Annotated in this window: 17 protein-coding genes; 11 read left to right on the top strand and 6 right to left on the bottom strand. The window is 37.0% G+C overall.

The annotated features are described in order from the left end of the window. Nucleotides 1-7: 7 nt before the first annotated feature. Nucleotides 8-679 (bottom strand): 16S rRNA (cytidine(1402)-2'-O)-methyltransferase, encoded by a 672-nt coding sequence (gene rsmI, locus E4O07_RS12225; RefSeq protein WP_253686224.1) that lies wholly within the window; start codon nucleotides 677-679, stop codon nucleotides 8-10. 61 nt (nucleotides 680-740) lie between these two features. Between rsmI and E4O07_RS12230 the strand changes: the two genes are divergently transcribed. The 3 genes from E4O07_RS12230 to E4O07_RS12240 are packed head-to-tail and all read left to right on the top strand — an operon-like array spanning nucleotide 741 to nucleotide 4,959. Then, on the top strand, nucleotides 741-1,151 hold the full coding sequence (locus E4O07_RS12230; RefSeq protein ID WP_253686226.1) for a hypothetical protein: 411 nt from the start codon (nucleotides 741-743) through the stop codon (nucleotides 1,149-1,151). A gap of 2 nt (nucleotides 1,152-1,153) precedes the next feature. Continuing rightward, on the top strand, nucleotides 1,154-2,770 hold the full coding sequence (locus tag E4O07_RS12235; protein WP_253686228.1) for an ABC transporter transmembrane domain-containing protein: 1,617 nt from the start codon (nucleotides 1,154-1,156) through the stop codon (nucleotides 2,768-2,770). A gap of 26 nt (nucleotides 2,771-2,796) precedes the next feature. After that, the gene (locus E4O07_RS12240) at nucleotides 2,797-4,959 is read left to right on the top strand and encodes a leucine-rich repeat protein (protein WP_253686230.1); all 2,163 of its coding nucleotides are present in this window, start codon (nucleotides 2,797-2,799) and stop codon (nucleotides 4,957-4,959) included. A 51-nt stretch (nucleotides 4,960-5,010) separates the two neighbouring features. On the opposite strand, the gene E4O07_RS12245 is transcribed toward E4O07_RS12240, so the two are convergent. Then, nucleotides 5,011-6,000, bottom strand: a complete 990-nt coding sequence (locus tag E4O07_RS12245; RefSeq protein ID WP_253686232.1) for an asparaginase — start codon at nucleotides 5,998-6,000, stop codon at nucleotides 5,011-5,013. After that, on the bottom strand, nucleotides 5,985-6,191 hold the full coding sequence (locus E4O07_RS12250; protein ID WP_253686234.1) for a type II toxin-antitoxin system VapB family antitoxin: 207 nt from the start codon (nucleotides 6,189-6,191) through the stop codon (nucleotides 5,985-5,987). The genes E4O07_RS12245 and E4O07_RS12250 overlap by 16 nt, the downstream gene beginning before the upstream one ends. Before the next feature lie 109 nt (nucleotides 6,192-6,300). On the opposite strand from E4O07_RS12250, the gene E4O07_RS12255 reads away from it, so the two are divergent. The 7 genes from E4O07_RS12255 (at nucleotide 6,301) to E4O07_RS12285 (ending at nucleotide 13,670) form a co-directional block, all read left to right on the top strand. Continuing rightward, nucleotides 6,301-7,440 carry a vWA domain-containing protein gene (locus tag E4O07_RS12255; protein ID WP_253686236.1) on the top strand — a complete coding sequence of 380 codons (1,140 nt, stop codon included), beginning with the start codon at nucleotides 6,301-6,303 and terminating at the stop codon, nucleotides 7,438-7,440. A gap of 103 nt (nucleotides 7,441-7,543) precedes the next feature. Then, nucleotides 7,544-9,559, top strand: a complete 2,016-nt coding sequence (locus tag E4O07_RS12260) for a helicase (protein ID WP_253686238.1) — start codon at nucleotides 7,544-7,546, stop codon at nucleotides 9,557-9,559. 19 nt (nucleotides 9,560-9,578) lie between these two features. Continuing rightward, complete coding sequence (locus E4O07_RS12265) at nucleotides 9,579-10,343, top strand: prolyl oligopeptidase family serine peptidase (RefSeq protein ID WP_253686240.1); 765 nt, start codon at nucleotides 9,579-9,581, stop codon at nucleotides 10,341-10,343. Nucleotides 10,344-10,356: 13 nt separating this feature from the next. Further along, complete coding sequence (locus E4O07_RS12270) at nucleotides 10,357-11,382, top strand: virulence RhuM family protein (RefSeq protein WP_253686242.1); 1,026 nt, start codon at nucleotides 10,357-10,359, stop codon at nucleotides 11,380-11,382. Further along, nucleotides 11,375-11,935: a protein adenylyltransferase Fic gene (fic, locus tag E4O07_RS12275; protein WP_253686244.1), complete on the top strand. Its 561-nt coding sequence runs from the start codon at nucleotides 11,375-11,377 to the stop codon at nucleotides 11,933-11,935. The genes E4O07_RS12270 and fic overlap by 8 nt, the downstream gene beginning before the upstream one ends. Nucleotides 11,936-11,961: 26 nt before the next feature. Next, nucleotides 11,962-12,849 (top strand): DMT family transporter, encoded by an 888-nt coding sequence (locus E4O07_RS12280; RefSeq protein WP_253686246.1) that lies wholly within the window; start codon nucleotides 11,962-11,964, stop codon nucleotides 12,847-12,849. 32 nt (nucleotides 12,850-12,881) lie between these two features. After that, nucleotides 12,882-13,670, top strand: coding sequence for a sulfite exporter TauE/SafE family protein (locus E4O07_RS12285; protein WP_253686248.1), 789 nt, complete (start codon nucleotides 12,882-12,884; stop codon nucleotides 13,668-13,670). A 1-nt stretch (nucleotide 13,671) separates the two neighbouring features. On the opposite strand, the gene E4O07_RS12290 is transcribed toward E4O07_RS12285, so the two are convergent. The 3 genes from E4O07_RS12290 to E4O07_RS12300 all read right to left on the bottom strand — a co-directional run bounded on the left by E4O07_RS12290 (nucleotide 13,672) and on the right by E4O07_RS12300 (nucleotide 17,636). Further along, complete coding sequence (locus E4O07_RS12290) at nucleotides 13,672-14,571, bottom strand: adenosine deaminase (RefSeq protein WP_253686250.1); 900 nt, start codon at nucleotides 14,569-14,571, stop codon at nucleotides 13,672-13,674. Between the two features lie 110 nt (nucleotides 14,572-14,681). Next, nucleotides 14,682-15,449: an alpha/beta hydrolase gene (locus E4O07_RS12295; RefSeq protein ID WP_253686251.1), complete on the bottom strand. Its 768-nt coding sequence runs from the start codon at nucleotides 15,447-15,449 to the stop codon at nucleotides 14,682-14,684. 72 nt (nucleotides 15,450-15,521) lie between these two features. After that, on the bottom strand, nucleotides 15,522-17,636 hold the full coding sequence (locus E4O07_RS12300; protein ID WP_253686253.1) for a methyl-accepting chemotaxis protein: 2,115 nt from the start codon (nucleotides 17,634-17,636) through the stop codon (nucleotides 15,522-15,524). Nucleotides 17,637-17,805: 169 nt separating this feature from the next. Between E4O07_RS12300 and E4O07_RS12305 the strand changes: the two genes are divergently transcribed. Beyond that, a complete protein-coding gene (locus E4O07_RS12305) occupies nucleotides 17,806-19,131 on the top strand; it encodes a hypothetical protein (RefSeq protein WP_253686255.1) in 1,326 nt (441 codons plus the stop codon). The last annotated feature ends 95 nt before the right edge of the window (nucleotides 19,132-19,226 follow it).

A 19,226-nucleotide genomic window follows, 5' to 3' on the forward strand; every position in this document is an offset into this window, starting at 1 on the left:
CAAAAGTCTATTTTCCTGTAACAAAAACCGAAAACTCCCCCTTTATCGACGGCCTTTTTTCAAAGTTTTGTAAAACTTCAACTGCCGGCCCCTTGATAATTTCTTCATGGAGTTTTGTAAGCTCCCTCCCCACAATAAGCTCACGGTTACTATCTATTTCGGCAATATCGGCCAAGAGCTTTACAATTCTATAGGGTGATTCGTATAAAACAAAACCTGCCCCGAAGTCAAAAAGCTCCTGCAGCCTCCGCTTGCGTTTTCCGGCCTTGGGCGACAAAAAACCTTCAAAAACTACTGTTTTGTCGTATGTTCCTGCTATACTCATGATAGCTCCAAAGGCTGAAGCTCCCGGAATCGGAATTATTGTGTGCCCTGCCTCCCTCGCCATCCTTACTAAAATAGAGCCCGGGTCGCTGATTGCCGGGGTTCCTGCATCGCTTGCATAGGCGATCTTTTTTCCTTCATCTAAAAGTTTTACAATTTTTTCGGAGGCTGCCGCTTCATTTACCGCCCTGCATGAAATTAGAGGCTTTGAGATTTCATAATGAGTTAAAAGGCCCAAGGTGTGCCTTGTGTCCTCACAGGCTATAAAATCGGCTTCTTTAAAAGTCTCCAAAGCTCTAAAACTGATGTCTTTTAGATTGCCTATAGGAGTGGCAACAACAAATAAAATTCCCACTTAGTCATTATATCATAGTTTTAGTATTGAATCAATAGAAAAAAAGGTGTATGATGTATTTATGACGGATTTACAGCCTTTATCATGGATGATATTAGTTTTTATAGGTCTTTTCTTAATTGTATTCGCCTATGTTCTTTTTAGCGCATCTGCAAAGCATGCAAGCGGAAAGAAGATTAGACAAACAGGAGAAAAAGGTGCTCCCGGCGTCTGCCCTGTCTGCGGTACTGTTTTAGCTCGAGGAGAACAAGTAAAGTCTGCTGTTTATCCCGGTGAAGATGACCGCTTATGTTATATCTACGGCTGTCCGCATTGTTATCCCAGCTGTGAAAATGAAGTGCATCGTCAGTGTCCTGTCTGCCATAAAACCGTTCCGAATGAAGCCCACCTTATTGCAAGGTATTTTGACCGTAGAAAGGGGAAAAAACGGGTCCACATACTGGGCTGCTCTAACTGCCGCTTTATGAGTTAAAAATGAAAAAAAACGCCTTTGCATCAAAATATTTTTTTAAAAATAAGTTATCATTTTTTTTGGTAATTATTTTAGCTGCAGCGGCTTCTTTATTTAATGTCGGTACGGCTTTTCTATTAAAACTTATTGCCGATTCGGTTCTCAACTACGAACTGAATAAAATGATTTTTCTTGCAGTCTGCACTGCGGTTTATATTTTTGCGGCCGTTTTATCTGATTTTTTAGCTCATTATTCTCGTGTTAAATTTTGTAAAAATATTTCCTACCTGCTAAAAAATGACATTATTTTAAGTCTTTTAAATAAAAGCGTTCTTCATAAAGAAAAAAAATCTTATTCCGATTATCAATCATTATTATTAAACGATGTTTTAAGTTTGGAGCAAAACTATTTTGATGCTCTTTTATCCTGTCTATATCAGGTTCTTAATTTGGTTTTTTCGTTCTTGTCGGTTTTATACATTCAGCCGATTTTTTTACCCGTAATTTTGCTCATCTGTGTTTTTCCTGTTTTGTTTCCTAAGCTGACACAAAATAAACTTGAAGGCTTACAAAAAAATAAATCGGACGCCCGTTCGTTTTTTATAAAAAAATTAAGCGATGTATTGAACGGTTTTAGAACAATTAAAATGTATGGAGCGGAAGAAGCCGGAACAAAATATTCCGGGAATGCAAATTATGATTATACCCAAGCCGAAATAAAACTTGCAAAGCGTGAAAATCTTATTATGTCATCAGCATTCGGGGCAGGGCTTTTAATTATTCTTTTAACATGGGTTTCCGGAGCCTTTTTTATAAGGGCCGGGCTGTTGACCTTTTCCGGTTTGATAGCCCTTACCAAAATTGCCGAATCGATAGCGGGACCTTTTCAAATTATAGGCGAAAGATATGCCGGTATAATGTCTTCTAAAGCCATCGAAAAAACTATAAATTCGGTTCTGCAAGAAAAAGAGGAACTTCATAGGTTAAAAGATTTTAAAGAAGTACAAATTAAGGATTGTGTAATTGTTAAAGAAGATAAAGAATGTTTGAACGTGGAAAATTTAGCCTTACGGATAGGAGATAGAATTCTTGTAACAGGGCTAAGCGGTTCCGGCAAAAGTACCTTACTTAATGTTTTGGCAGGATTTGAAAAAAATACGGGTAAACTTTATATAGACGGAGTTTTACAAGAAACGGATATTAACCTTTCAAGTTATGTTTTTATGCTGGAGCAAAAAACTCATATTTTTGATGCAGGATTAATAGAGAATATTACATTGTTTGATAAGTCAAAAAATACTGCTGCCGAAGATGCAATAAAAAAACTTAATATAGCCTATTTAAGCACAAAGCTTGAAAATCAAAAGAAATTTTCAGGCGGAGAAGAACGCCGTATTGATTTTGCAAGGTTGCTTATAAGAAATTTAAGTGAAAAAATAGTTTTACTTGATGAACCTTTTTCGGGACTGGATGCAGAAAATACCGAGAATATGATAAAAATAATAAACGGTTTAAATCCTAAAATCTTAATTGTAACAACACACGAAGCAGAAAAATTAGGCGGCTTAAACTATAACCGCCTTTTAAAAATCGAGAATACCGAAATAAAACCATTGAAATTTTTAGCAAATAAAATATAATTAAAGATAGAATTGGAGTATCCATAATGAAGCAAATAAAGAAAAAAGTATTAGCCCTTATAAAAGTTTTTATTATGACAGCCATATGTATGCTGCCGTTGTTATTTGTAAGTCCTCTTATAGCAGAAGAAACTTATGAAGCACAGGTACTGCGCCGGGAGGCCGAAAAAGGACATGCCGGGGCTCAGTACGACCTTGGCTTCATGTATAAGGAAGGCCGGGGTGTAGAGCAAAGTTATGAACAAGCTGTCTATTGGTATAATAAAGCTGCTGAACAGGGATTTGCCGAGGCACAGAATAATCTCGGCTTTATGCATAAGGAAGGTCTGGGTGTAGAGCAGAGTTATGAACAAGCCGTTTACTGGTATGGAAAGGCTGCAGAACAGAAACTTGCTGAGGCACAGTTTAATCTTGGAAATATGTACTTTGACGGCTTAGGTCTTGCAAAAAACGCCGAAAAAGCCGCAGAATGGTACCTAAAAGCAGCGGACCAAGGGCTGGCAAAGGCAGCGAATAAACTCGGCTGGATGCACCACAAGGGTGTCGGGGTTCGGCAAAATGATGAGAAAGCAGTCTACTGGCACCGCAAAGCAGCGGAACAGGGAGATGCCGAAGGACAGTTTAATCTTGGCTGGCTTTATTATGAGGGAATAGGGGTAAAAAAAGATTATAAGAAAGCTGTAGAATGGTTTGCTAAGGCTGCGGAGCAGGGGCTGGCTGAGGCACAATACCAACTTGGAAAGATGAGCCAAGAAGGACAGGGTAGAGTTCAAGATTATACTCTTGCTGCCGAATACTTTAGTAAAGCAGCAAAACAGGGACATAAGAGGGCGCAAGCAAAGCTTAAGGAATTGGAAGATCGGATAAATAAAAATAGTAAGCCCTTATTGATTATAGATAAAGACGGTACTCTCACCGGAGTTACCGATAAATCAAAACTGAAAGGAAAACTTGTTCTTCCTGCTGAGGTAAAAAAAATCTCTAACTGGGTTTTTTCCGATTGTATCGGCCTAACGGAAATCTACTTATCGGCAAACCTTACTAAAATCGCCGATAATGTTTTTTCCGGCTGCACTAGTTTAACAAAGATAGACTTTTCTTCTTGTAAACATCTTACCGAAATCGGCGTAAGGGCTTTTTCCGATTGTACGAGTTTAGCAAAGGCGGATCTTTCTTCTTGTACACGTCTTACAGGAATCGGTATGGTTGCTTTTAACGGCTGTATCGGCTTAACTGAAGTCCGATTTCCTTCAAGTCTCACCGAAATCGGCGGATGGGTTTTTTCCGGCTGTAAGGGTTTAACAAAAGTAGATCTTTCTTCCTGCACACATCTTAAGGAAATCGGTGAACAGGTTTTTGAAGGTTGTACCGGCTTAACTGAAGTCCGTTTACCTGCAAGCCTTACGGAAATCGGAGAATTGGCTTTTGCACACTGCAGCAATTTGCATACGTTGACAGTCAACCCTGCAAATCCTGTTTACGTCAGCAAAGATAATGTTATATATGCAAAAAATATGAAGAAACTTGTATGTGCGGCCGGCGGTATTAGAAAAGTTTACATACCCGATACGGTTACCGAAATCGGCAAAAGAGCTTTTGAAAGCTGTACTGGCTTAGTGGAAATTAGTTTCCCTGTCAATCTTACAGAAATCGGAGAGCGATCTTTTTCCGGTTGTACGAGTTTAGTCAGGATAGACCTTTCTTCTTGTATAAGTGTTACGAAAATCGAAAAAAGAGCTTTTGAAGACTGTATCGGTTTAGCAGAAATTAATTTTCCTGTAAATCTTACCGAAATCGGAGAGCGATCTTTTTCCGGTTGTACAGGTTTAGTAAAGATAAATCTTTCATCATGTACAAGTCTTAAGGAAATCGGTGAATGGGCTTTTTCCGGTTGCACAAGTTTAGCAAATGTAGATCTTTTTGCTTGTACAAGCCTTACAGAAATCGGAAAATGGGCTTTTTCCGGTTGTAAAGGTTTAACCAAGATAGACCTATCTGCTTGTACAAGCCTTACGGAAATCGGTGAATGGGGTTTTTCCGGCTGTACTCACTTAAGCGAAATCAGTTTGCCTGCAAGTCTTACCTTTATTGGACCGAAGGCTTTTAAATATATTTCACCTAGTGTAAAGTTTAATATACCGAACAAAAAGGTAGAAAAACTGCTTAAAGGTAGTACCAATGCTTCCTAGTTTTTATGTCATAGGCGGCTTATTGATTTTGCACGATTGCCTATAATAACTTTAAAACTGAGGTACAACCTCTCCGGCTGTTTCTCCCCGATGGTTTTTAATGCTTTTATCGGCAATGTTGTCGAAATATTCGTAATCAGACTCAGCGATTACTCCGAGTTTTTTTAACAAGTGAACCAAAACGATATCTCTTGTCTTTGAAATTCCGTCATAGACTTTGATTGCTATTCCGTATTTTTTATCGGGTAAAAGGCCGCCGAAGTATCCGTTTGCTCCGGATTTTACGACGAGTTTGCCCGGGTATTTTTTGACCAGGAGGTGGTCGATTCTATCCGTGCCGGAAGTGTATTCGGAACAGGCTGTTATGGACTCTATGATGTCTTTTGCATGGCTAGACAAATTTTGAGGAAGGTTTTCGTAGTCGGCCATTCTTGCCATTCCGAATGCAAAATTGTAAAGGGGCAGGGAGTGGACGGGAACACCGCAGCCGTCAACCGAGATGTTATCACCCGGAATTTTGCAATCACAGATTAGTTCTATCATTTCCCTTATTTTTTGTTGAACGGGGTGATGCGGCTTGTAATAATCCTCAGTGGAAGCCTTCATCAATACGGCAGCCGTCAGCATACCGGAATGCTTACCGCTGCAATTATTGTGTATATCGCGGGGTTTTTCGTTATTTATCTTCATCTGCAACTCTACTTCACGTTTAAAAGGGTAGTGAGGGCCGCACTTTAAGGCTCTTTCATCAAGACCGATCTTGTTTAGTATTCCGGTTACGGTTTTAATATGAAAATCCTCGCCCGAATGCGAGGCGCAGATTTGAGCTATTTCTTCGCGGCTTAAATTGAATTTTTCCTTAGCCCCAAGCGAAAGAGGTACCATCGCCTGAAAAAGTTTTGCACTTGAACGCGGAAAAGACACTTCCTTGGTATCTCCTGCCGAGAACACAATGTTTCCGTTCTTATCGACTACGGCTATTGAACCGAATGTGTAAAGGTCTTCAATTTTGCCCCTGTAAGATTTTAAAAGTATTTCCATCTTTTTATCCTTAAATTATCAAGATCTATGTCTAAGTTGCATTTGCCAAAATAGTTTTTTAGGTCTTGAATTTGATACTTTTTTATTAAGTTATCAAGAGCAACTTCAATAAGCTCTGTTTTGGTTTTTATTTTTGTCAATGCGAATGCTTTTTGAATTTTTGAATCATTTAATACAATAGTTGTTCTCATCTTATCCTCCATGCATAATTTTACTATAGTTTATACATATAGTCAATAATGGTTATTATGCATAAAAATTTCTATTTAAAAAATAAGAATTTAATCCGATAATTAGTATATGCAAAAAAGTAAGTTTTTATTGATTGTTATTGTTTTTTTTTCTGTTTTTCTTGAAGCTGAAGACTTAAGCATTTCAAGGGAAGATTTGCTTGTTATACAAAACCCCAAGGGCGGTTATCATTTATACATAAGAGCTAAGGCCGATATAAAAAGTGTACTTTTAACCGAGACAACAAAGGATCCCGATTTAAAGTTGGATAATTATGCCTACCGTGATCCCAATTATAATGAAATAAACGGAGACGAAAAACGCCTTTTAAACGGCGAGTTTTTACTGCCCGAAAAAAAGCTTTACAGCCTTATAGATTCGACTCCCGAAATAAATACCCCTCTGGGTGAAGCCTATCATATTTGGATTCCCTATGTAGTTTTTTACGGATATGATTGGTCTCGCAGCGGTGAGGTCGAAGTAAAGGATGGAACCTTTTTTAATATCCGAACCTTTTCAAAACCTTATGGGGATTATACGGGAACTTTTCAGGATAACCCCTTTACTTTGAGAGTAACTCAAAAGCCCGTCAAAGAAGATCCTCCCCCCGATCTTGCCTACAGCGATGAGGCTGTAAAAACCTTTACCGACCTGGCCGACAGTACTGAAGGAGAGATGATTTATGCAAAGGGCCCTGAGGATATTCTCCCAATTATAAAAGAAATTTTAAAAAAGGGAGATAAAGATCATCTTGATTTACTCTTTGCGTTAGACTCCACTGAAAGCATGATGGATGATATTGCAGAGGTGCGTAAAAACATAAGCTCAATGCTTGGCGACATTCTTCCTCAATATAAAACTTATAGAATTGCTTTGATTTTGTACAAGGATTATCATGAAGATTTTTTGGTGAGAGAGGCTTGCGTTTTTACGGATAACTTAAAAAAGTTTGAAAAAGCCCTTTACGGTTTTAAAGTTTTCGGCGGAAGAGATATTCCCGAAGCTGTCTATGAGGGCATCTTCTTGGGACTTCGTCAGTCATGGCGTGCTTTGGATGCCGATGTGGATAAAAAGTTAATTTTGATAGGCGATGCCCCTCCTCATCCCAGACCCCGCGGAAAGGTAACAAAAGAAAATGTAGATAAACTCGCCGCCGATAAGGGCGTAAAAATTTACCCGATAATACTGCCTCATAGTTTATCGTATTAGAGGTTTTTTAGGCAATTAGTTAAGCCTTCTCCTACTTTTATTTTTTCCCCTTATGTGATAAAATATTACCTCGCTAAAAAATTTTCGGTAAGAGGAGGAAAAGATGAATCCCAAAGATGTTGTCGAGTGGCGGGAAAGCCTTGTAAAATTGCCCGACCATAATTTTTTTGATTTAATGCAGCTTTATTTGGGAAAAATCAAAACTCCCTTTAATAAGCAAAGGCTTGCGGAACAGCTGAGTGCTTTTTTACGAAAACCCGCTATACAAGAAAAAATTGCAGAAAGTCTCGATTCTCACGATATATTGATTTTAAAAGCCGTAAAAGAAATTCCCAATCCTACGCAGGCTATGCTCTCTTTGTTTTTTTCAAAAAAAATATCCTACGCCGAGTTATCCGAAAAACTTTTAAATTCGGAAGAACGTCTGCTATTGTACCGTGTTCAAAACAGCGATGGCGATAAGGTTTATAAGATTAACCCTCTTTTACAAAAAACTATAGAACCTTTTTTATTAAATAATCTTTTTTTTATGCCCGAAAAATCGGGGCAGGTAAAAGCTAAAGAAATAAATATAAACGATGCGGCCCTTGCCGGGCTTTATTCCTTTTGTATTCATAACGAAACCGTTTTAAAAAATGACGGTTCTTTTAAAAAAAGATATGAAGATTTAATCAAAGAAATTTTTCCGTGGCTTTCGGAAAAGACAAAACGTATTTACTCCATTTTTTCGGCATGTGAATCCCTAGGGCTTATTTTTAGAACGGAAAACGGCTTTACAGTTCAAAGGGCAAAATGGGAAGCTTTTTCTCAGATAAGCAAACCTGAGCGGTTGATATATTTTACTGCTGCTTCTTTATTTAAAACGAGAAAAGAAAATTTACAAAAACTTGTTTTAATTCTTTTTGAATTTTTAAATGGGTTTTATGATAGGGCCTATTATGAGGAAGATGACGTAGAACAATTTTTTCTTCTTTTGTGTATGCAAAATTTTTCTTCATCCTTTATTAAAAATGAAATTGACATCCTTCATTTAAATTTTATAGAGATTGCTGAAACCTTCGGTCTTTTATGCAGGGATAAGCATTTGATTTATTTGAATCCTGAGCTTTTAAAAAATGTAACTGAACCTAAAAAGCCTCTTTTAATAGATCCGTCTTTTGAGGTTACCGTTTTACCTGACAGCAATTTAAAAAGCCTTTTAGATACAGCGGAGTGTATGGAGCCGGTCTTAATTCAAATGACGGGAAAATTCGAAATTACAAAAAAAGCATGTTCGAAGATTTTTCAGTTAGGATTTACTTCCGAGAATGTGTATAAAATTTTATCGGAGGCAACAGGGCATGAGATTCCTCAAAATATAAGAGTTTCAATAAACGAGTGGTATAAGAATTTTACTTCACTGGAATTATACAGCGGTTTTGTAGTTTCTGTTGCTAAGGAAAAAGAAAAATTTTTTGAGCTCGATACTCCTTTAAAAAAGCTTGTCCATAAAAAAATAGCAGAGGGGGTCTATCTTTTAAATGTTCAAGATTTAAAAGATTTTGAACAAGCCGTTTACAAAAGCGGTTTGGAATTTATCTTTTATAAAAATAGACCTCTCCAATCTCCTTCTGTAAGAAATTTTCAAAGGCTTAATTTATTTTCTCAAAAAGAAAAAAAGGATTACACAAAAAAACTTGATTGGGTAAAACATCAAAAAGAAAGGGAAGATAAATATTCAAAGACCTTATCGCAATTAAGTGCAATACTAAAAGATTTACAGTTAGCAAAGGAAGATACCAAAATTGTAAGCGGCAGGATAAACCGTAAAGCTATAATTACGGAGGAGCAGCTTAAAGACGGAGTTTTTAAGTTTACAAAAAAGGAAGCATCCGGGCTTGATTTTTTGGGAAAACAAAAAATAGCGGAGCAGGCAATCCTAGGTAAACACATCCTTGAAATAGAGTTGAACACAGAAAAGGGTCCGGAAAAAATAAGCGGAGTTCCCGAGGAAATTTTAAAAGAAGAAAAAGATGCAGTTCTTACCATTGTGTGTGATAATCCTAAAGATAGGTTGAAAATTTCTATTGCTCATATTTCAAAAATAAAACTGATTCACAATTCTATTTTTTCGGAATGACCGTACTGAGGGAGGAGTTATGGGAAAATACAAAAATCAAAATATAATCGAAGAGAGGGTCGAAATAGAAGGTATACCCTGTTTGCGTTTTTATCCTGCAAAGATGAGCGGATTTCTTCCGCCTTTTCCTACCTTATTTTATTATCACGGCTGGTCTTCAGAAAAAAATAAGCAAAAGCTGATTGGCTATGTTTTTTCTACCTTGGGATATCAAGTAATCTTACCGGATGCTGTCCATCACGGTGAAAGAAATAAGTTTGAAGATTATGATGAGGCCTTAAACGAGTTTTTTTTGCCTGTCATTATGCAAAACCTTGCCGAGTTTCCCATAATAAAAAACTATGCCATAAAAAATTTTAATGCAGATGAAAAACGCCTTGCAGTTTCGGGACATTCTATGGGCGGTTTTACTACAGCAGGAATCTTTACCCATAATCCGAGCATTAAAACTGCGGTCGTTTTTAACGGTGCCTGCGATTGGCAAAATGCAATCCTTCAAATCGAAAAAGAATATGATGAAGGCCATATCGAATTTGATGAGGCAACAAAAAAAGCTGATCCCGCACAAAACATCGACAAACTCATAGATCGGCCTCTTTTTCTTTTACACGGAATAAAGGACTCCCTGGTTTCTTACAAAATCCAAAAACAATTTTACGACTCAACCCTTCCGCTTTATAATAATAAAGATTTATTAAGGCTTATGAGTGTCGAAAGAATGGATCATTATATAAGTATTCAAATGCTCGACGAGACCGTTTTATGGTTAAGTGAAAATCTATAAGGAGGTTTGAAGGATGAATGATTTAAAGGAGCTTTCGTTTTTGATGTACACCTCAAAAGAGGAAAACGTATCGGTTAATGTGGTTGTAAAAGATGAAACCATTTGGCTCACCCAAAAAGCCATGGCGGAGCTTTTTGGTATAGGAGTACCTGCCGTATCCAAGCATTTAAAAAACATCTTTGATGAGGGAGAGCTTAATGAAAAAGTGGTTGTTTCCATTTTGGAAATAACCACTGACCATGGTGCTATTCCCGGAAAAACACAAACGAAGGATACGAAGTTTTATAATTTAGATGCAATCATCTCGGTGGGCTACCGTGTGAATTCTCAAAAGGCAACAAAATTCCGTATTTGGGCGACAGGGGTTTTAAAAGAGTACATGATAAAGGGCTTTGCCCTTGATGATGAAAGATTAAAACAGGGTAAAACCCTTTTCGGCAAGGACTATTTTAGAGAATTATTGGAGCGAGTCCGCTCAATCCGTGCAAGTGAAAGGCGTATATGGCAGCAGATAACTGATATTTTTGCCGAATGTTCTATAGATTATGATAAAGACAATCATATTACAAAAGATTTTTATGCTATGGTGCAAAATAAATTTCATTATGCCATAAGCGGAAAAACTGCCGCTGAAATTGTATACGAGAGTGCAGACAGTAAAAAAGAAAACATGGGGCTTATGACATGGAAGAATTCTCCGAATGGTCGTATTTTAAAATCGGATGTCAGCATCGCAAAAAACTATCTTGATGAAAAATCGATAAAAAGACTTGAACGGGCTATTACCGGATATTTTGATTATATCGAGGATATCATAGAAAGAGAAAATACCTTTACCATGCAGGAATTTTCTCAAAGTGTTAATGAATTTTTAGCCTTCCGCCGATATGACATTCTTCAAAATAAGGGAAAAGTTTCATATGCCAAGGCAAAAGAAAAAGCCGAATCCGAATATGATATATTCAATAAAACACAAAAAATAGAATCGGATTTTGATCGGGAGCTAAAAAAAATTTTAAAGGAAACAAACTATGAATGATGAAGAAAAGCTGACAAAGATCAGGGCTCTCGAACTTTGGGATAAAAATTTAATTGAAAATATTGAAGTTGGAACCTTTAAGGGTTTGCAAGAAATACATAGATACCTGTTTCAAGATGTGTTTGATTTTGCAGGAGAAGTTAGAAAGGTAAATATTTCAAAGGGAAACTTCCGCTTTGCTCCAATTTTATTTTTGACTGAAAATCTTAAAATAATCGATAAGATGAAGGACGAGGCCTTTGATGAGATTTTGGATAAATATATCGAAATGAATGTTGCTCATCCTTTTAGAGAGGGCAACGGAAGGAGCATGAGGATATGGCTGGATATTCTTTTAAAACAACGCTTAGGAAAGTGTGTTGATTGGTCAAAGATAGACAAGTTTTCTTATTTAAGTGCGATGGAACGCTCTCCGGTAAACAGTCTGGAACTCAAGTTTTTATTGAAAACAGCCCTAACCGATGATATTCAGAACAGGGAAGTTTATATGAGGGGCATACAGGCCTCTTATGAATATGAGGGTATGAGCAGATACGATATAGGGGATGTGTAAAAGAATTTAGTAGGAGTTGAAAAAAAATGAAATTAACATCAAAACAAAAGGGTATTATGTTTTTAATTCTTTCGGCGCTTTGCTTTGCATCGATGAATTTGTTGGCAAAGCTTGCAGGGGATCTGCCTTCGATGCAAAAGGCTTTTTTTAGAAATCTAATAGCGGCTCTTGTGTCTTTTGCAGTACTTATACGGTCAAAAGAAAAATTTCATTTGGATAAAAAAAATCTGCCCTTCTTTTTTATGAGGGCAATTTTCGGCACTATGGGGATTGTCGGGAATTTTTATGCGATAGAGAATATGCTTCTCGCCGATGCTTCTATTCTTGCAAAACTGGCGCCTTTTTTTGCCATCCTTTTTTCGTTCCTTTTTTTAAAGGAAAAAATAAAGCTTTATCAAATTCTTGCAGTTATAACGGCTTTTTCGGCTAGCCTTCTTATCATAAAACCTGCCTTTGCAGATAAGAGTCATGTTATTGCAGCCCTTATAGGGGCCTTCGGGGGAATGATGGCCGGGGCAGCTTATACCTGCGTACGCTATCTTTCAATAAAAAAAGAAAAAGGCGCAACTATAGTTTTTTTCTTTTCGTTTTGCTCGATATTGATCCTTCTTCCCGTATTTATAATATTTTATCGTCCGATGACTCTTTTACAAACTATCACCCTCTTGCTTGCAGGTCTTGTAGGAACGGGCGGACAGTTTTGTGTTACTGCTGCCTATGCCCATGCTCCTGCAGGTTCAATTTCGGTTTATGATTATACTCAAATAGTTTTTTCTGCACTTTTCGGCTTCGCTTTTTTGGGAGAGCTTCCCGACCGGTGGAGTTTTTTAGGATTTGCTATAATATTTGCAGTTGCTCTTTTTATGTTCTTACACCATGAAGATAAGGTAAAAAAGCATTTAGGTGCAAATTGATGTTTACCGAAAAAATAGTATAAGGGGTTTTTATGTATTTATCGTTACAGGCAATGATTTTTTTGTGCTTTTGCGTTTTTCTTGCTGGCTTTGTAGATTCGGCTGCCGGCGGCGGCGGTCTTATTTCGCTCCCGGCCTATTTTTTTGTGGGCCTTCCGGCTCATACAGCCATAGGCTGCAATAAATTTTCGGCAGCCTGCGGGACAACTCTTTCAACCTTCCGTTTTTTTAAGCACGGGGCTCTTGAATGGCGTGTAGCTCTGGTTTCGGCAGTTTTTTCTTTTGGGGCTTCTTATATAGGAATGAAAATTGCGCTCAGAATAGACCAAGCGGTCTTAAAAACTGCCCTGATTTTAATATTTCCCGTGATAGCGGCTGTTCTTTTGATAAAAAGAAATTTCGGCAACGAAAACAAATCCAAGGAAATTCCTCAAAAAAAGGCTTATGTTTTGGCAGGCTTAATAGGTGCTTGTGTAGGTTTTTATGACGGACTTATAGGGCCCGGTACCGGTACAATCGCAATTATAGCTTATTCCGCATGGATGAAATACGACCTAAAAACAGCCTCGGGAAATGCCAAGCTTTTAAACTTAGCTTCAAACTATGCTTCTTTGACTGCCGCTTTGCTGAATAATAAGGTTGTTTTTTCGCTTTCTGTTCCTGCTGCAGTTTGCGGTATTATCGGTAATTACTTAGGTGCCGGATTTGCTTTAAAGAAAGGGGCTGCCTTTATAAGGCCTCTTATGATTGTGGTTATAATTTTATTGTTTGCAAAATTATTTTATGACGTCTTCGGCGAAATGATACTAGGATTATTTTAGATTATCTAATTGCCATCAGCTTGTCGGCTTCTTTTTCGGTTATAATTTTTTCGCTTACGAGGTCATAAAACTGCTCGCTGTTTGTTTTCCCAAAAAAGAGAATATCATCGGTTCCTATGCTTATCGGTACACCTGCATCCATCATTTTACGTAATGGATGAGATTTTAGGTCTTTGACCGCTCCCAGCATTACATTGCTTTGGGGGCAAACATTGCAACGGACCTTTCTATCTGCTAAAAACTGCAGCACCTTGTCGCTTTGGGCTGCTCCTATACCATGCTGAACCTCATCTAAATCAAACATTTCAACAAAATACTTGACTGAAGCTGCATCTGAAAATTCGCCTACATGGGCCTTCTTTTTTAATCCGTATTTTTCGGCCAATCTAAATATATATACGCACTGTTCAATGCCTTCCGAAACTTCAGGGCCATAAAGGTCTATGTTTTTAAATACCTTTGATGACATCATAGGTTCTACCCATTGCTTTAAAAAAATTTGATCTATAGTTTTTGATATTCCCAATTCGGGAACAATGTTAATCTTACTTTTATATTTTTTTACAATATTATTTATTCCGGTTAAAAAACCGTCCAAATCACCTTTAAATTGTCTTATAAAACCTATATCAATTGAGCCTTCTATGTGAACAACATTGTCTTCTATTGCACTCAGTATGGACATTTCTATTAAATCTATAACGTGTTGCGCTGTAGTACATGCAGGGCGAGTATATTGTCCGATGATTTCATGCATCTCATCAAGACCGTTCATTTTGCGAGGAAAATTGGGAATGTCAAACCCTGCCCATTTTTTATAGTCGGAATACTTCATACTTAAATTCAGATGATTATGAGTATCAGCTTTGGGCTGCTTTTTATAGTAATCAAAATCTCTCATTAAAACTTCCTTGTAAAACCTATAAGTATAAGTATATCACTCTTTTTTAAAAAAGTCATACTAAATATACTATAATCCGGCAATATTATCGGTAAATTTTATTAAAAAGTTTAATCCTTTAGAAATTCTATTATTTTTTTTGCTACAAGTTCTTTTTCAATATCGTTTGTAACTATATGACTGCTTTTTTCAAGTATTAGATACTCGTTTTGAGTTCTTAAATTCTTATCTATTAGATCTTTTACCTTAAAAGGGACTAATTTATCGGCCTTTGATAAGATTGTAAGGCTTTGAGATCTTATAAAAACCATGTTTTTTAAGGCTAATTTTTGTAATTTATAAAGATCCGCCGTTTTTGCTAAGTATTCTACACCATTATAGTCCGTCATTGATCTTCCGTATTCAGGATCGTTCTCATAAGTTTTTTTTACGGTTTCTATCTTTTTGACAAAAAATTTTAAAAAAGGTGTCAATTTTATCCTGTTATCCGTTGCTATAAAGGCAGGTGCACATAAAAATATTTTTTCCGGATTAAAACGCGCTGCTATTAAAGATGCCAGTACTCCGCCCATAGAAAGACCTCCGACAAAAACTCTTTCATACATTGCACAAAGGTCAATATATTCGTCACAAACCTTGCGGAGCCAGTCTTTCCAAGATGTACTTAAAAAATCGTCTTTTTTGGTTCCGTGTCCTGGCAGGCGGGGGATATAGACATTGTAGCCTGCTTCATTTAACTGGCGTCCCAGCCAAATCATCTCTCTGGGAGAGCCCGTGTAACCATGAATCAGCAAAATAGCCGGCGCGGTTTTTAGTCCTTTTAAAAAAAAGGGTTTCGTTGTATCTGAAAGTTTTATAGGATAATTGTCAAAAAACACGTAAAATCTCCTTAATAAAAAATATAAGAGTATCTTAACATTATATATCTTTTTTTACAAATAAACTAGGTATTACACCTTAAATTTTTTAACCTCTTCAGATAGGGCTTCAATGCTTTTTTTATTTTTCTGAGTGATTTGGTTTATTTCCTGTATTGTATTGTTTATATGCACTGCACCTGCAGCCATTTCATTCATGCTGTCGGTTATAAGATCGGTTAAATTATTAAGTTTTCCCATTTCTCCCGATACAGCTGTTCCTCCTTTTAGCATTTCACCGGATCCTTCTATTACTTTTGTGGTTACCGTTCTGATTTCTTGGATTGCAAGTAGAACTTCCCTACTGCCGTTTTCTTGCTCCTTCATGGCATCTGTAAGATCGGTACTCATATTTTTTACTTTATCAGAAAGGTTAAATATAAAGTTGAATTGTTCCTCAGCCGATTTTGCAGAATCTGAAAGGGTATCGATTTCGGAGCTTAAATTTTTTAATGTGAAGGTAATGGCTTTGGCCTGAGCTGCCGATTCTTCTGCCAGTTTTCTTATTTCGTCGGCTACTACAGCAAATCCCTTTCCTGCTTCTCCTGCATGAGCCGCTTCAATAGCTGCATTCATGGCTAGAAGATTCGTCTGACTTGCAATGTGCTGAATTACACTTGAAGCTTCTAAAAGACTGCCTGATTCTTCAGCTATTTGCTGCGTTATAGCATTTGAACTTGCAACGTTCTTTTTGCCGTCTGCCGTTGCATTTGCAAGCTCGCCTATCATATCATCGGTTTTTTCAATAGTTTGAGTGATTGAGCTTATATTTGAGGTCATCTCTTCTATTGCAGATGATGATTCTGAAACACTTGCCGCCTGAATTTCAATACTGCCATTTTGACTTTTGATTCTGTCTATTATACTGTCTACTGTTTTTGATGTATTATCCACACTTGATGCTTGTATCAGGGCTTGCTGTTTTACTCCTTCAATTCTTGAGCTGATTTGGTTTATTTCACTTGCCGTTTCAGTCATATTTTTTGCAAGTTCATCTCCTACCATATTCATGATTTCGGTATTTTTTTCAAAGGATTTTATAGCATTCCCTATCTGTTCCATTGCGTTGTTAAAGTATGCTGACAGCTCTCCTATCTCATCATTTGATTTTATAGGAAGTCTTACGGTTAAATCTCCGGACGTTATTTGTTTAAGGGCTTGAACAATTTTAAAAAGAGGTTTTATAAGAATATTTCTCATAAAAAATATGACTAAAAAAATCAAAACAAGTACAAAAAAAACGGCAAGTAAAATATTTACTGTAAGCAGTTTATAAAAGCTCTTAAATATGACTGCCTTTGTTACTTCAAGTGAGATATAAATGCCGGTGTCTTCTATAGGTGAAATAAATATTATTTTTTTGCTGTCTTCTATCAGCTGTTTCCTAGCCTCTATTTCAAAGTCAAAAATTTTTTGACCGATTAAATCTTTATTTTTGTTATTTAAACAAAATCCTTTATTGTTTACTAAAGATAAAGAGTAATTTTTTATATCTTCAAAGGCTAGACTTCCAAAGTAACGGCTTAAAGGTTCAAGCCCAAGGTCTATAGTGACTACGCCTAATTTCTTTGCTCCTGAAACAATGGGAGATGTCGCTGTTATCATTGGTACTCCGGTAACCTCATCATTATAAAGTTCGCTCCAAACAACGTTTTTCTTTTGAGCAATACCGTCATTTTTGTACCAAACGAATTTCCGGTAGTCGTTTTTTTCGTTACTGTATTCCCAAGTCATTTTTACAGTATTATTTTCGGTGTACCAATAGGGACCGTAAAATTTTTCTCCTTCTATAACATATGGTTCAAGCCAAAAGCCTCCTCCTACGATGTTTTTATCGGACCCCATAGTTATGCTGCTTATCTTTTTGAGGTTTTCCGGATCTTGAAAGCCTAAATTAGTAATCAGTAAGGCGTAATCAATAGATTTAGTTTCCATCTTTGAAAAAATCCTACCGTAAATTATATTTGCCTCATTATCTATGCGTGACGAAAGACTTGTTTTTATATCTCCCAGAATTATGTTAGCAAATTGCTGAAAAATGATAGTTCCAATAAGTCCTGCAGAAAAAATAAAAACACAACATACTACTGTAGAAATTTTAAAAACAAGACTTCTGCGTGCCGTTTTTTTTACCTTACTTTTTTCCATATTCTATATTCTCCCTATTTTACATATACTATTCTAGTATAACATAAGAAGTAATATAATGTAAGTTTAAATTTTAAAATATTTTTTACTTTTATAAGAGGCTCTTGTGTATTTAAAGAATATGTACTATAGTTATAGAAAGATATACATATATTGAGGGAGATTTTAAATGAAAAAAATCATTTCAGCATTATCGATCGCACTGCTATTGCTTGCAATTACAAGCTGCGGCGGCAAATCGGAAAAGAACAACGCTGTTCTTAAGGTAATAAAGGAAGCCGAAGGCATGACCCTTGATCAGCTTTTCGAAAAAGCCTATCAAGAATCAAACGGAAAGGTTTTAAAAGGTCTGGGGAACTCAAGCCGGGGTAAAACTGCGGGCGAAACCTTTGTTGAAGCAATAAAGGCAAAATATCCAGATTATACAGGAAAAATAGATTGGTCCCAGCCTAAGAACAATACTATCTTTGATCAGCTTACAAACGATAACAAAAACGTTAAGCCCGAATTTTCTATGACCCTTATCCAGGATGGAGCCCAGATTAAGTCTAAGATGATTGATACGGGTATTTTGCATAACTTTGTTCCTAAAGAGTGGAAAGAGTCTAAAGGAACCGACATGAAAGAAAACGGAAATCCCTTGGCCTTGCAGACCTTGAACAAGGTTTTTATGTACAATAACGTAGAAGCCTCAAACAAGTTTTTAAACGTATGGGATTTTGTAAAAGAAGGTCAAAGCCCCTTATTTATGGGTTTGGAATCCGAACCTATCGGAAAGAACTTTTTGCTTATGCTTACTCACGAAAAGTACTCAAAGGTTGTAAAAGCCGCCTATGATGCTTTGCCTGAAACGGACAAGGCTTATTTTAAACCCGTTGTAGACAGCTTGGAAAAAACAGCTAAGGAGCTCGGTTTAAGCGAAAACGGCAAGTACGCTCTCGGCTGGATTAAGCTTTTTGTTTCTCAATTTAACTTAAAAACCGATGACGGCCCCATCAGTGTAGACCTGGTAAAAAAATCCTCTAAGGATCAAACAGGTTTATTGGTTTACTCCAAACTGCGCTCTATTAAAGAGACTGACGAATCTTCAGTAAACAATATCACTGTTGCAGCTTATCAGGACGGATATAAGGGCTTCGGGGGTTATGCCTATAAGCACTATTTGCAGGTATTAAACAATGCACCTCTTCCTTGGACTGCCTGTGCCTTTATCGCCTACATGGTAACTACAAAAGAAGGCTTCCATCCTTGGGGAAAGGATATGGGCGGATACAGCTCCAACCCTGCTATCAATCAGGACCACAGCATGGACGGCTATGTTGATGAAGAAGTAAAAGGCGAAATCAAAAAGATAAATAAATTCCCTGCCAAAAACGACAGGGGCTATGACTGGTGGACAGGAGAAGGAAAAGGCGGCTTAATTGTCGAAGACCCCGTATACTGTGCAAGCGTAACCTTTACCGTAGGTGAATGGATAAGCTCTTTAAGAAATTAATAGCGGTTAATTAACATTTGCTCTTATTTAAGTAATTAAAAAGAGTTTTTATAAATAGGTTTCCGCTGTCTTAATTTTAAAAACGGCGGAAACCT

The organism is Treponema sp. OMZ 798 (assembly GCF_024181385.1).
Lineage (GTDB): Bacteria > Spirochaetota > Spirochaetia > Treponematales > Treponemataceae > Treponema_B.